Source organism: Cryobacterium sp. TMT3-29-2 (assembly GCF_004564305.1).
Lineage (GTDB): Bacteria > Actinomycetota > Actinomycetes > Actinomycetales > Microbacteriaceae > Cryobacterium > Cryobacterium sinapicolor.
Map to the genome: position 1 here is coordinate 1 of NZ_SOGK01000057.1, position 12095 is coordinate 12095.

Sequence of the window (12095 nt, forward strand, 5' to 3'; positions counted from 1 at the left end):
TCGTCCCGACCGACAAGGAGGAACAAACAACCGAACTCGGCGCCCTCAGCGCCTAGAAATCCAAGAATCACGCGGCAAACGCGTTACACCACGCATTTGGACTTGACCCGTTACGCATCGGAGTCCCCCCACTCCGACGATTAGCCCCGGTTCTCATACTCGTCTTTTCCCAGGCGATGCAACCGGGGCTTTTTCGTTCGATATCGGCAACGCCCCTGCCACCCGTACTGTCTCCTCGACCCCTACTCGGTGCCCTAGCTGAGTTACGCGTCGGGGTCGTGGCCGAGCATTTTGAGCAGTTCTCGGAGGGAATGCGCTACTTGCTCGTCCCCGTGCTCATGGAAAAGTGGTGTCAGCTCGTGCAGGCTGGTGTCGTCGAGTTTGTGGAGCATGTCAACCGTTTCGAGGATGAACGCCTCGACGTCAGCGGGTGTTTTCCCGTGCCATGCGTCGCTCCGTGAACTCAATGCGTTCCATCCAATCCATTGGTTCTTTAGAGTCTGCCGAGTTTCGTCCCGGCCCTGCATCACGCGCCAACCCAGGGTGATCCCGCCAGCACAAGGTCCACGTACACGCGGGATCGATTGCCTGGTGGCAGGAATGCCGGTGCGGGCAGGTATGGTGGTGCTCAAGCTCACAAGACTCACAGATACAACAAGACTCACAAGACTCACACACACTCACAAGGGATCCACCATGGAGAACCCATTCCGGCCTTCAGCCGGAGCGACACCACCCGAGATCATCGGCCGTGCCGGCCTTCTCGACGAGTTCGCCTACGGCCTACGCCTGGGATCCGGGGCGCCGGGGCTCCTCACCATTTTCACCGGTGCCCGTGGCATCGGTAAGACCGTCATGCTCGGTGCTGCCCACGACCTGGCCCGAGAGAACGGCTGGGCCGTGATCTCCGAGACGGCCACCGGTGGCTTCATGGGCAGGATCGGTGAATCCATGCGCCAACTGGCCGAAGAACTCGGCAACGGGCCGCAAGGACGCAAGATCATCGGTGTCTCCGCTGCCGGCTTCAGCCTCACGACCGCGCTCCCGCCCGAACGCCAGGTCGCCTGGCGNCGCTCCCGCCCGAACGCCAGGTCGCCTGGCGCAACCTCGCCGAAGAAGTCCTCCGGCTCCTCCAGAGCCGTGGCACCGGCCTGGTCATCACCGTGGACGAAATCCACGCCGCTGACCGTGCTGAACTGGCTCAGCTGGCAGCCAGTGTCCAGCACCTGATCCAGGACCGCCTCCCCATCGGGCTGGTCTTCGCTGGTCTACCGGCTGCAGTGTCGGACCTACTCAACGAAGGCGTGGTGACGTTCCTCCGCCGCGCCGACAAGATCGATCTGCATGCCGCCACGGTCAGGGACGTGGAGGCGTCATTCACCGACACGTTCGCGGCAGCGGCATTCAACCTCTCACCAGCCCTCGTCCGGCAAGCCTCCGAAGCCACTGGAGGATACCCATTCCTCATCCAGCTGGTCGGCTACTTCCTCTGGTGGGAAGCCGAAAAAAACGAGGGCACCCTCGATGAAGACGCTGTCGGCCGGGCCATTGATGCCGCACACCGACGCAACGCACGCACCGTGATCGAGGCTGCTCTCTCCACCACCTCACCCAAAGACATTGACTTCTTGCACGCCATGGCCACAGACACGGGGCCATCGTCTACCGGCGACATCGGGCAACGGATGGGTGCCAAGACAAACCTTGTCGCCAACTACCGGACACGGCTCCTGGCCGCCGGCCTCATTGAGTCGGCCGGATACGGCAAAGTCGACTTCGCCATCCCCGGCCTACGCCGCCATCTCAGTTACAAGCCCACGGACTAAGCCACCCAGCGAGCCTCACAACGCGTCCGCAAGACGGCGACCCGCCGGCTTTCCGTGGGCGGCAAAGGACCGGGCGGCAGCGATGACTTTCGGGCCGACTGCGTCGAGCGGCTCAGTACGCAGCAGCGTAGCGGGCGACTGATCACCCAACTCAGGGTTCATGCCCTGGAACCACGCCTGGACCACCTTCGCGCTCTCCCGTTCAATCAGAATGCCAGCCACGTAATAAGAGGTACGTAGCCGCTGGACGACGTCCGCGCCAGGTGCACGCGAACCGTCCGCCCATTCACGGACGGAGCGTGTGTTCGATACCCGGCCCAGGTGTGTATCGAAGAGGGTGGGTTGTCCGGCGCCGGCGAACGGGTTCAGTTCCGGGATCCGCCGGACCACCAGGCGTCCCTCGATGCGTTCGCTGATCATCCTCGAGCTGAATGCGGTGAATGCGATCTCGGCGACGTCGGCGGAGGAAATCCAGGTGCCGGTGGCCTCGTCCCGGATCGCGTCGGTCTAATCAATCTTCGTTCAAGCATCATCAGGGATCGTGGCGATGGCGCGTTTCACGGCCGGATCCATGCGGGCGGTGATGGAGACTTTCGCGCCGGCCCGGTGCGCGGCGGAGACCACGGCGTGGCCATAGAAGGCACTGTCGGCGCGTAACAGGACCAGCCCGGACGCGGTCGCCGAGCGCAACCGTGTCACGGTCGCCAGGACATCGGCCACGAACATTCCCGCCCTGCGCGGGGACCCCGCGGCGCCTTTCCGGAGCCGGGCGCCGATGATGACCGGAGCGGCAAACGTCGTCGAGACGATCCCGATCAACGCGTTCAACCCACGCACTCCGGAGTACCCGTAACCAGCGCCTTGCTAATGGTAGCCGTTGACTTCTTTGATGGTGTCGTCCATATCGACCAGGGCGTAGTCATCGATCCCAGCCACGATCGGCGCGATCTGGGCGACGTTGACTAGCCACCGCCAGGCGACTGCGTCGAGCTGGCGGACGTGGCCGAACGTGAACTCCCGCAGGAACGAGCCCAGTGTTGAGGGGGCGTAAGTGCCCACGAAGAGTTTCTTCATACCCCCGTGGCGGAGCAAGGCCATGTCATCGATGGAGTCGGCGCCGGCGAGCATCCCCGCGACCAACGCGGTGACTTTCAACCCGGCGTTCGCCCCGAAGTATCCCGGCAACGTCAACCACCGGATGGCCAGCTCGCCCAAGCCAGTCGAGGCGGCCAGCATCATCTCGGGGACGAGCCCGGCGGCCGACACGAGATTGGTGTCATCGAAGGACGCTGACAAGACCTTGGATCTATGGAAAACTTGCATCTACGAGATGCCTTTCTTGTCAGTCGAAATGAACCCTAAGTAAGTTCTATTTTTCCTGATCTGGAAGGCATCCTCTGTTTAACGCGCCGTCAACTCCCCAGCCTCACCGGTGGATCGTGGCTAAGGAGCGACCGGTCGGCCTACACATACCGCGAGTCGACGCCCGAGCCGATCGCTCCAAAAACGAAGGCGTAGGTCGGCGCGACCCCACCGCGGGATGTTATACGGCCGAGGCTCTCGGACCGCCTGACCTTTTGATTCGCGGGGTCGAAATCAAGTTTGCATCCCTGAAGTCAAGGTATCGTGACGACGATCTTGCCTTTCGCCTGGCCTTCCTCCAGGCGGCGCATGCCTGAGACCGCATTCGCGAGGCTATAGCTCTGATCCATCACTGGCACGAGCTGGCCCGCGGAGGCGAACTTTGCCAGTGCACGCAAGTTTCGGGCATCCTCGGTCGAGATGAATGCTCGGAGGGTCTGCGTGACGAACGGGTTGAGCATGAGTGCGCGGAGTACGCGATCGGTGCCGCCGAGCCAACGGCCCTTCGCTTCTCCGCCAACGATGACGAGAGTCCCGTGGCTAGAAAGTGCACGTCGTAGTTCACCTAGACTGCTGTTTCCTCCGGTGTCGAGGATAACGTCATACCGGGTCGCTCCATCGGCGAAGTTCTCGTTTTTGTAGTCGATGACATGATCGGCTCCGATTGAGCGGACCATGTCGGCTTTGGCGGCACTACAGACGCCGGTTACGTCGGCGCCCAGGGCCTTCGCGATCTGCACGGCGAAAGTGCCAACGCCACCCGACGCACCCACGACAAGCACCTTGTACCCAGCCTGCACTTTCCCGTGATCACGCAGTCCCTGCAACGCTGCGAGCCCCGAGACTGGAATGGCTGCTGCGTGATTGAAGTCGAAATTGTCGGGCATCAGTGCGATCTTGTCATCACTGCACACACAATACTCCGCGAATGAGCCGGCGCCGATGCCGAACACATTGTCTCCTTCCACGATGTCAGTGACGCTCGCGCCAACGCTGACCACCTGGCCTGCGAGTCCGAATCCGGGCACGCTGCCTTTGGGAGCGCGAAGCGATTTTCTCGCAAGGCGTACCGGGTACGGAAGTCCGGTGACCATGTGAGCAATGCCTGGGTCCACACTTGCTGCACGAACGCGCACCAGCACGTCGTTCTTCCCAATCGAGGGTCGAGGGATTCGTTCAAGGCGCAAAACCTTGCTGGGCACGCCATATCCATCTTGAACGATTGCCATCATCGTGTCGGATTGGGGGGCTGCGGTATGTGCATCTGCCGGTGGTGTATTCATCGTTGCTCTCCTTTGCTCGCGTGCATGTGCGAGCTGACACGCATGGGCTTAATCCATTATCTAAGACACAAAACTTATGCAGTAAGGAGATTATGAATACAACGTAAGGTTGTCAATATGGATGAGTCGAAATCTTAAAGAGTTACGCGACGGAATGGTGTGGCTCGAGCGCGCTTGAATTTCGAGCGTGTGCCTGCTGGGCGTGGAGCCGCGGGTCGAAGAAGTGTCGATCTATACCCATGTGGCGAGCAAGGAGGAGACAGCTGCCGCCATGGGAACCCTCGCGGAATCGAACATCCGGTGGCGGAGAGTGCCTGTCAGGCAACAGCCCTATTGCCACCGAGCAGGCCGAGTGCGACGGCGGCGTACTCGGCAATCATGCGGTCACCTCCGAACCCAGTGCGGGCAGCGAGAGCGTGGCTGCGTAGCTCTGTTGGTCGAGTGAGAACGTCGTCCCAGGCCGCGACGATGTCGGCGGGAGCGTGCGTCGTGACGCATCCAATGTCTTGCACCGTCAGCGCAGCGTCGCCGACGTCAGTGGTGACGGGCGTGGCACCTGACGCGGCAACTTCGAGCAAACACAACGGCGACGCCTCGCCGAAAGCACTTGTCAGCACCGCGATGTCGGCAATTTGATAGACCGCGGGCATGTCATCACGGATGCCGAGAGCATGCAGGTTGGTGGAGCTGCTGATGCCCGATTCGTGGGCCAAGGCGCGGAACGCGTCATTCTCCAGCGTCATCCCAGCCCCGCACACGAGATAGTGCGCGTCGGGGCGATCCAGGGGATGCAGGGCCACGGAGCGCAGGAACAGGCCGTGGTCTTTCATCACGTCGAACCTGGCCGCGAAAACGACGACGGGCACGGTTGTTGGAATCCGAGCTCCCGTCGCGTGGTCGCCTGCTCGATTTCTGTGTCGGGCCAGAATCGGTTGGTGTCTGTTCCGTTTCCGATGAAGAATCGTCCCGCAGCGGGCGGGAGAAATGTCCACGCCAACCACCGATGCCCGCAGCATCCCGATCCGGCCGCCCACGAAGCACCAACTTGCCCTGATGATCTGGCTGGCCGTGTTCCCGACGCTCACCGCGTTGAATCTCCTGCTCGCCACAGTCTTCGACGGTGTTCCGATCGCGCTCCGCACGTTCATACTCGTCACCATCGCGGTCCCGATAGCGATCTACGGCATCATGCCTCACCTCCACCGCGCCCGCCGGACCCTCATCGCGCGCCGGCAGCGCTGATTAACTGGGCCCGGCGCGCATCGACTCGAGGCCATCAAGAATGAGGTCAAGCCCGACCAAGAACTCATCGGAGTAACGGTAGCCCGGCTTGAGTACATGGTCGGCTGTCAGCTCGGCGAGATACGGGTAGTCGCTCGTCGGAAGCTGCGCCAGAAGGATCTCCGCCATCGCGGCGGTCTCCTCCGGCGTGGTGAACGGGAGGCTCTTCTCCTGCATAGCGAACCCGTATATGTAACTGTCGACCGCGGAGAACGCGTGCGCCGCGGCAGCGACGGAGAACCCGCCGTTACGGAACGTGCCGATTACCCGATCGTGATGCCGGAGGGTGGCCGCACCCGGATTCGTGCCGGAGTCCCGCACGGTCGTCGCCCACGGATGCCGAACGAGCACGTCGCGAAACGAGATTGAGCGCTTGCGGATCGCCGTCCTCCAGTCATCGCTGTGCGACGGCAACTCGATCTCGCAGAACACAGTATCCGCCATTCCGTTGATGAGGTCTTCCTTGTTCGCGACATGGTTGTAGACCGACATCGCCTCGACGCTCAGGTCGTCGCCGAGCCGCCGCATGGTGAGGGCATCGAGCCCGCCGGAATCAGCGAGTGCGATCGCGGCTCCGATTACCCGTTCTCGGTTCAGTCGAACCCTGGGCTCCGACGCTGTCTTGCGCAGTGATGCCATTCAACTCTCCTGACTGTGCCTGTTAGCGAACCTTACTACGTACGCATTGCATGCATACTATTGTTATGTACGCTGTAAGCCAAATAGATGGACAACGTAAATTGGTAGGCCGGTAACAAAGGACGATGAACGAAGAAGATCACGGTGCGAACCGCCATTCCTCGGCTCTGGTTGGGCGGATCCCTGCACCCAACCGACGCCCCCCGGGGACACGCGCCCGGCAAGAACGCCCATCGTATTCTCGTTCTTGGGTCTGGTGCCCACGAGGACTTGACCGCCGCGACCGCGCTCACCACCACCGAGGGTCGGGATCTCTGGAAGTACGACGGGATCGTTGTCGCGCTTGGGGTCATCGATTCCATAATGCTCACGTCACCGACGATCAGCATCCTCTGGGCCGCTCTGATCCTCCGGGAACAGCTGACCTGGCAGACCATCATTGGCGGCATTGCCGTCATCTTTTGTGCTGGCATCGCCGTTCGAACACGGCTCAACCGGACCCCTCCCCCTCGCTCCATTCAGCAACCGAAAGACTGTGCCGCATGTACTCACCGGACGATTTCGAATTGATTGCGGGGCCTCCCGCGCTCGACGAATATCTTGGATTACGCAAAGGTGTCGGCTTGTCGCAGAAGAGTGCTGAGCAGGGAGAAACGGCCCTGACCGGCAGCTGGTTCTTCTGCCATGTTCGCGACAGGGAAACGGGTCTTGCCGTGGCCATGGGCCGAATCATCGGAGATGGCGGGTGGTATTTCCATATTGCAGACATGGCGACGTTGCCCGAGTTTCAAGGCCGGGGGCTCGGGCGAAGGTCATTGACACTCTGGTGGCGCAGATTCGTGACCGAGCCCCGGACAATCCCTACATCACTCATATCGCTGACCCGCCCGGCTGGCGCTTGTATGAGCAGACCGGCTTCACCGAGATAGATCCCTCACGCGGCATGGAACTCCCATGGATGCGGTGGTAGCCGGCCTCCTGGCCAGACCCGCTGTCACTGCTCGGCAGCGATTGTGAGGACGGCGCTTCCGCGCTTGTGGCCTGTTTCTACTTGGCGGTGGGCATGAGCGGCATCTCCCATGGCATGGGTGCTGCCGATCACAGGAAGGAATCTTCCCGCCTCGGCGAGTTCGCCTATGAAGACGAGGTTCTTCACTATTTGAGCAGGTTTGGCTAACCCTGTGAACACAACGGCTGCTTTCTTCCGACCCATTTTCGATGTCCACAGCATCTGCAGAAGGATGGCAAGCGAGGGCCCAGTCGTCAGGTAGATGCCGCCTTGTTTCAAGGCCCGACGGCTCCGCATGAAAGAGCTCCTCGCTACCGCGTCGAAGATGACGTCGTAAGTGTCGGGGTTGTCGGTGAAGTCCTGTGTCACATAGTCGATAACATGTTCGGCTCCTAGCGACGCAACTAGCGTTCGGTTCGCTGAGCTGCATACGGCAGTGACTATGGCGCCATAGTGCTTGGCGAGCTGGATCGCGGCCGTGCCCACCGCGCCGGAAGCACCGTTGATTAGAACGGACTGGCCAGGGCGGAGGTTGGCCGCATCACGAAGGAATGGCAACGCTGTGATCGATCCATCGAAAACGGCGACGGCCTCCTCATCACTAAGGTTGCTCGGCTTCGCCGCGATTACCCCGTCTTCCGGCACGACAATGTACTCCGCGTACGCACCGAAGTTCGTCACGCTGACGCCGGCGACAAGGTCACCGACTCGGAAGTTGGTTACGGAGCTGCCCACCGCTTGAACCTCACCGGAGAAGTTGGTGCCAAGGATGGGCCATTTCGGTTTGCGCAGGCCGAAGTACAAGCGAGCCATCGGTGAGCCCGCCCTCGCCTCGCACATCGCCGCCGTCACCACTGAGGCACTGTTTCGTACACGCACTTCATTGGCGCCGGGGACGGGCTTCGGCACGACTTTGACTTGCAGTGATTCGGGTGGGCCGTAGCTGCTGGAGACGATTGCTTTCATGATTTCGATCCTTGGGTTTGTTGGTTGGGGTGCTACTCGTACCGGAGTGCGTCAATGGGGTTCTGGCGCGCTGCGCGTCGTGCTGGAAGTGTGCTGGCAAGGAAGGCGATGACCATTACCAGGAGGATGATGCCTGCCACCTGTCCCGGCGCGAACTGCAGCACCTGGAGTCCCTGCAGGTCGGCGAGTACCGTATTCGCCAATACGTTGCTGATGATCGAGCCTGCTCCGATGGCAGCGAGGGCGCCGAGGGCGCTTCCGAGGAACCCTATGAAGATCGCCTCGACGCTAAACAGCGCGTAGACCCTTCCACCACCCATTCCCATGGCTTTCATGAGGCCTATCTCGCGGGTTCGCTCCTGCACGCTCATGAGGAGGGTGTTGATGATGCCGAACGCCGCCGCGAGCAGGGCGATGAGCCCGAACCCGTTGAGCACAGCCACGATGCCGGTGAGGATGGTCTGGAAAACGCCGATCTGGTCGGCCAATGTCTGCGCGGTGTATCCCTGCGAGGCCAGATCGGCCTTGATGGCCGCCACCTGATCGTCGTTGGAAGTGGGATCGAAGTGGGCGGATGCTAAGAAGTAGCCCCGTTCATAGGCTGTCGGCTCGCCATCGGTCTGCGCGGCGAACAGTTCATTTGTCAGTGCCTGGTTGAGGCGCACTCCCGCGCCGAGGAGCGTTAGGTTTTGCACGCCGGTGACGGTGGCATGAACCTCGTGCATTGCGCCGTCGTAGTTAGCGATGCCGATGGTCACGACCTTCCCGATCGCAGCTTCGGCGGCTCCGAGCCCGAGGGTCTCGAGGTAGGAGGCAGGCAGAAGAATCTGGTTGTTGTCGCTGGGTGTCAGTTGTTCGCCCGCGGCTAAGTCTGCCTTCGTGAGTTCGGCGTTCTCACTGATTGCCACCTGGAACTTGCCTTTGGCGTCATACTCGATGTAACTCGCGGTCAAGCTGACGACCGCATTCACGTCGCGAATACCCCGCGTGTTCCCAATCGCGTCGAGGTCACTCTCGGTGAGAACGCCAGTTGAGAATCCTGCTTCGGGACTCGGTACACCATCCGCTGTCGCCCGAGTCGGATCGTATCTGAGGGGGCCATCGCCGAGGTCTGGCGCAGCTTCGGCGGTTTGTGAAATCGAGAGCACATCGGTTGTGCCGACAGATGCGAGTTGGATGTCGAGGTAGTTTGACACACCGGTGCCGATGGCACTGGTCAGCGTGAGAGTGAAAGCGCCGATGAATATTGCGACCACCGTGAGGGTGGTACGAAGTTTGCTGCGAAAAGTGTTATCCACCGCTGTTCCGATGATGTCGAGTGTTTTCACGCTGCTGCTCCTGCGTTGTCGAGGGAGCCGACTTCGCGCCCGTCACGGATGAATATCTGCCGGTCGCATCGCGCGGCAAGCTCTGGATCGTGGGTGACGATCACAAGCGTGATCCCCTTGTCTTTGTTGAGCGAGAAGAGGATGTCCTCCACCAGCGCCCCGGTCATCGTGTCGAGATTGCCGGTTGGTTCGTCGGCGAAGATTACCTTGGGGTTGTTGACCAGGGCGCGGGCGATAACGACTCGCTGCTTCTGACCCCCCGAGAGGTTCACAGCCTTGTTTTTCGCCTTGTCGTCGAGTTCGAGCTGTTGCAGCGCCGCCATACCGCGGGCCTTGCGCTCACCACCGGCAACGCCGGCAATCGTGAGCGGCAGTACGACGTTGTCGAGCACAGTGGCGTTGGGGTTCAAGAAGAACTGCTGGAACACGAACCCGAAATCTTCATTGCGCATCCTGTTCACCTGCTTCACGCTGAGCTCTTTCGCGTCGGTGTCACCGACCATTACTTCCCCTGCGTCCGGGCTGTCCAGCAGGGCCAGCAGATGCATGAGAGTCGACTTACCGGAACCGCTCTTGCCAACGATCGCGATCGACTGGCCCGCATACACCTCCAGCGAGACACCATCGAGGGCATCGAAGCGTGCCGGGCCACGGCCATACGACTTGCGGATGCCGCGGGCCGCGAGCACCGGCCTCGTAATCGTTGTGCTGTTCATTGCTGTTACTCCTCGAATGAGATGGCGTTGTGAAGCGCTTCGGGCGGCAATCTGAATGGTCCCGACCGAAGCGCCTGATTTGTTAGTTGGTGAGGCGGCGGCCCTTGATGAGCAGCCAGAAGATCAGCACTACCTCGCCGACGAAGAGGTATTGGCCGAGGAAGGCAGTGAAGTCGGGGATGATCACGAGACCGAAGCCGTCGACGGAGTAACCGATGCCGGCGAGGATGAGCAGAATGCCGAAGGCCTTCGCCATGAAGCCGGACCGGAACGCGAGGTAGCCGATGAGCAGGAGGTGGAAGCTGAAGAGAATGAGTCCGATGTTCCAGATCGTGTAGAACGCCTCGATCGCCCGCAATGCTGCGACGGGTTCGGCCAGAAGTGACACGGCGATGGGAAGCTGCAGGATCGCAACGAGGAATACGGCGCTGTAGGCGAGCCGGAACCAGGCGGCCATTCTCGAGAGGCTTTGGTTCACCGGCGCAAACAGGGTGTGTAGGGCGCTTGCCGCGATGACGTCGAGCACGATGACCAGAATCAGGCTGGCGATTCCGAGCCGGAACATCAGTTCAGAGCCGAGAATGGCCGCGGCCGTCGCCTCCGCGTTTCCGGGGGTGATGGATGGCTGGATTGCGCCGAAGACGCCGAAGCCGGACAGTACGGCCATCAACGTCAGAGCGAGGCCGGCGACCAGGCTGGCCGACCGCTGTGACTTGGCGGTGTCCACGGATCGGACTGGCGTGTGACTGGAGCTGTTCAATAGGGCGTTCATTGTATCCTCTTCCTTATGCTGTAAGCTTATCTAGTAAGGATATTATCCTTACACAGTAAGGTCGTCAATATGAAAGAGTCTAAGGCTTCGAGAGCGACGAAGCGGGATGGTGTCACCAGGGAGCGCTTGAATCGCGAGCGGGTACTGACGGCTGCCATTGAGCTCGCGGACAGGGATGGCCTCGACTCGCTCACGATGAGGCGGCTGGGCGAGGAACTTGGCGTCGAAGCAATGTCGATCTACGCGCATGTGGCGAACAAGGACGACCTCCTCACAGGAATGGTGGACACTGTCTTCGCCGGTATCGAGCTACCGTGCCTCAGCGACGACTGGAGGACCGCGATCCGCAGGCGCTAGGTTTCGTTCCGAGATGCGTTGTCGCGTCATCCCTGGGCGACATCCGTGAAAGATTCGGGGACTTCCCCTGGCCCCGCCACTCTGCGGCGCCTGGACATGGCACTTGGCACCCTGCGCAACGGCGGATTGTCACTCGCGCTCACCGCACACGCAATTTCGGCGATCGACAGCTACGTGTACGGCTTTTCCATGAGGGAGAAGTCCCTGCCGTTCAAGACGGAGGAAGAGACGGCGATCATGGCGCAGATCCTGCTTGACGAATTGCCCACGGCCGAGTACCCCTATCTCGCGGAACTGACCGCGAATCAGGTGCTGCAGCCCGGATACCACTATGCGAACGAGTTTGAGTTCGGCCTCGATTTGATGCTTGACGCAATCGCACGGGAGCGAGAATAGCAATCGAAGAACTCTCGGGCCTGCTCTTCACACTCGATCCGCAAGCGGTCGAGGGTCACGTCCCTGTGAGTGGTGTGGTTTCCCGCTCTTGAGTGTTGCTTCGTCAACGTAAAGAGCCACCGTGGGATGGTCAGTGAGTACCGACTAAAGCAACTCACAA

13 protein-coding genes and 2 pseudogenes are annotated in these 12095 nt (G+C 61.0%); 6 read left to right on the plus strand and 9 right to left on the minus strand.

The genetic code is table 11. The features are described 5' to 3' along the window. Positions 1 to 263: 263 nt before the first annotated feature. Complete coding sequence (locus E3O67_RS06955; RefSeq protein ID WP_135102317.1) at positions 264 to 632, minus strand: hypothetical protein; 369 nt, start codon at positions 630 to 632, stop codon at positions 264 to 266. Between the two features lie 531 nt (positions 633 to 1163). Between E3O67_RS06955 and E3O67_RS17380 the strand changes: the two genes are divergently transcribed. After that, positions 1164 to 1826: a hypothetical protein gene (locus E3O67_RS17380; RefSeq protein WP_241982051.1), complete on the plus strand. Its 663-nt coding sequence runs from the start codon at positions 1164 to 1166 to the stop codon at positions 1824 to 1826. Positions 1827 to 2147: 321 nt separating this feature from the next. Here the strand turns inward: E3O67_RS17380 and E3O67_RS17200 are convergent. From E3O67_RS17200 to E3O67_RS06975, 3 genes and pseudogenes are all read right to left on the minus strand, one after another. After that, positions 2148 to 3149: pseudogene (locus E3O67_RS17200) on the minus strand (IS1380 family transposase); the annotation flags it as partial. A 293-nt stretch (positions 3150 to 3442) separates the two neighbouring features. Further along, a complete protein-coding gene (locus E3O67_RS06970; protein WP_241979237.1) occupies positions 3443 to 4471 on the minus strand; it encodes an NAD(P)-dependent alcohol dehydrogenase in 1029 nt (342 codons plus the stop codon). A 317-nt stretch (positions 4472 to 4788) separates the two neighbouring features. Next, positions 4789 to 5487, minus strand: a complete 699-nt coding sequence (locus tag E3O67_RS06975; RefSeq protein ID WP_370260309.1) for a glycosyltransferase — start codon at positions 5485 to 5487, stop codon at positions 4789 to 4791. On the opposite strand from E3O67_RS06975, the gene E3O67_RS06980 reads away from it, so the two are divergent. Continuing rightward, positions 5456 to 5713 (plus strand): hypothetical protein, encoded by a 258-nt coding sequence (locus tag E3O67_RS06980; RefSeq protein WP_135102318.1) that lies wholly within the window; start codon positions 5456 to 5458, stop codon positions 5711 to 5713. The genes E3O67_RS06975 and E3O67_RS06980 overlap by 32 nt on opposite strands. Here E3O67_RS06980 and E3O67_RS06985 read toward each other — a convergent pair whose 3' ends face one another. After that, complete coding sequence (locus E3O67_RS06985; RefSeq protein ID WP_134429594.1) at positions 5714 to 6391, minus strand: TetR/AcrR family transcriptional regulator C-terminal domain-containing protein; 678 nt, start codon at positions 6389 to 6391, stop codon at positions 5714 to 5716. Positions 6392 to 6535: 144 nt separating this feature from the next. Here E3O67_RS06985 and E3O67_RS17785 point away from each other — a divergent pair, with 144 nt between their 5' ends. Beyond that, positions 6536 to 6961 (plus strand): hypothetical protein, encoded by a 426-nt coding sequence (locus E3O67_RS17785; protein WP_135102319.1) that lies wholly within the window; start codon positions 6536 to 6538, stop codon positions 6959 to 6961. 149 nt (positions 6962 to 7110) lie between these two features. Beyond that, positions 7111 to 7320 (plus strand): hypothetical protein, encoded by a 210-nt coding sequence (locus tag E3O67_RS17790; protein WP_370260313.1) that lies wholly within the window; start codon positions 7111 to 7113, stop codon positions 7318 to 7320. Between the two features lie 65 nt (positions 7321 to 7385). On the opposite strand, the gene E3O67_RS07000 is transcribed toward E3O67_RS17790, so the two are convergent. From E3O67_RS07000 to E3O67_RS07015, 4 genes are all read right to left on the minus strand, one after another. Beyond that, positions 7386 to 8366 carry an NAD(P)-dependent alcohol dehydrogenase gene (locus tag E3O67_RS07000; protein ID WP_135102320.1) on the minus strand — a complete coding sequence of 327 codons (981 nt, stop codon included), beginning with the start codon at positions 8364 to 8366 and terminating at the stop codon, positions 7386 to 7388. Between the two features lie 32 nt (positions 8367 to 8398). Continuing rightward, on the minus strand, positions 8399 to 9694 hold the full coding sequence (locus E3O67_RS07005; RefSeq protein WP_135102321.1) for an ABC transporter permease: 1296 nt from the start codon (positions 9692 to 9694) through the stop codon (positions 8399 to 8401). After that, a complete protein-coding gene (locus E3O67_RS07010; protein ID WP_135102322.1) occupies positions 9691 to 10410 on the minus strand; it encodes an ABC transporter ATP-binding protein in 720 nt (239 codons plus the stop codon). Before E3O67_RS07010 ends, E3O67_RS07005 begins: the two co-directional genes overlap by 4 nt. Before the next feature lie 82 nt (positions 10411 to 10492). Next, the gene (locus tag E3O67_RS07015; protein WP_135102323.1) at positions 10493 to 11182 is read right to left on the minus strand and encodes a DUF4386 domain-containing protein; all 690 of its coding nucleotides are present in this window, start codon (positions 11180 to 11182) and stop codon (positions 10493 to 10495) included. 69 nt (positions 11183 to 11251) lie between these two features. Between E3O67_RS07015 and E3O67_RS17395 the strand changes: the two genes are divergently transcribed. Next, complete coding sequence (locus E3O67_RS17395) at positions 11252 to 11539, plus strand: TetR family transcriptional regulator (protein ID WP_241979238.1); 288 nt, start codon at positions 11252 to 11254, stop codon at positions 11537 to 11539. Positions 11540 to 11554: 15 nt separating this feature from the next. After that, a pseudogene (locus E3O67_RS17400) lies at positions 11555 to 11935 on the plus strand (TetR/AcrR family transcriptional regulator C-terminal domain-containing protein); the annotation flags it as partial. Positions 11936 to 12095 lie beyond the last annotated feature (160 nt).

What these genes read in the sequence shown, in the direction of transcription:
- E3O67_RS06970 (WP_241979237.1), bottom strand. Translation starts at nt 4,471, where the DNA reads ATGAATACACCACCGGCAGATGCACATACCGCAGCCCCCCAATCCGAC.
- E3O67_RS06980 (WP_135102318.1), top strand. Translation starts at nt 5,456, where the DNA reads ATGTCCACGCCAACCACCGATGCCCGCAGCATCCCGATCCGGCCGCCC.
- E3O67_RS06975 (WP_370260309.1), bottom strand. Translation starts at nt 5,487, where the DNA reads ATGCTGCGGGCATCGGTGGTTGGCGTGGACATTTCTCCCGCCCGCTGC.
- E3O67_RS06985 (WP_134429594.1), bottom strand. Translation starts at nt 6,391, where the DNA reads ATGGCATCACTGCGCAAGACAGCGTCGGAGCCCAGGGTTCGACTGAAC.
- E3O67_RS17790 (WP_370260313.1), top strand. Translation starts at nt 7,111, where the DNA reads ATGGGCCGAATCATCGGAGATGGCGGGTGGTATTTCCATATTGCAGAC.
- E3O67_RS07000 (WP_135102320.1), bottom strand. Translation starts at nt 8,366, where the DNA reads ATGAAAGCAATCGTCTCCAGCAGCTACGGCCCACCCGAATCACTGCAA.
- E3O67_RS07010 (WP_135102322.1), bottom strand. Translation starts at nt 10,410, where the DNA reads ATGAACAGCACAACGATTACGAGGCCGGTGCTCGCGGCCCGCGGCATC.
- E3O67_RS07015 (WP_135102323.1), bottom strand. Translation starts at nt 11,182, where the DNA reads ATGAACGCCCTATTGAACAGCTCCAGTCACACGCCAGTCCGATCCGTG.
- E3O67_RS17395 (WP_241979238.1), top strand. Translation starts at nt 11,252, where the DNA reads ATGAAAGAGTCTAAGGCTTCGAGAGCGACGAAGCGGGATGGTGTCACC.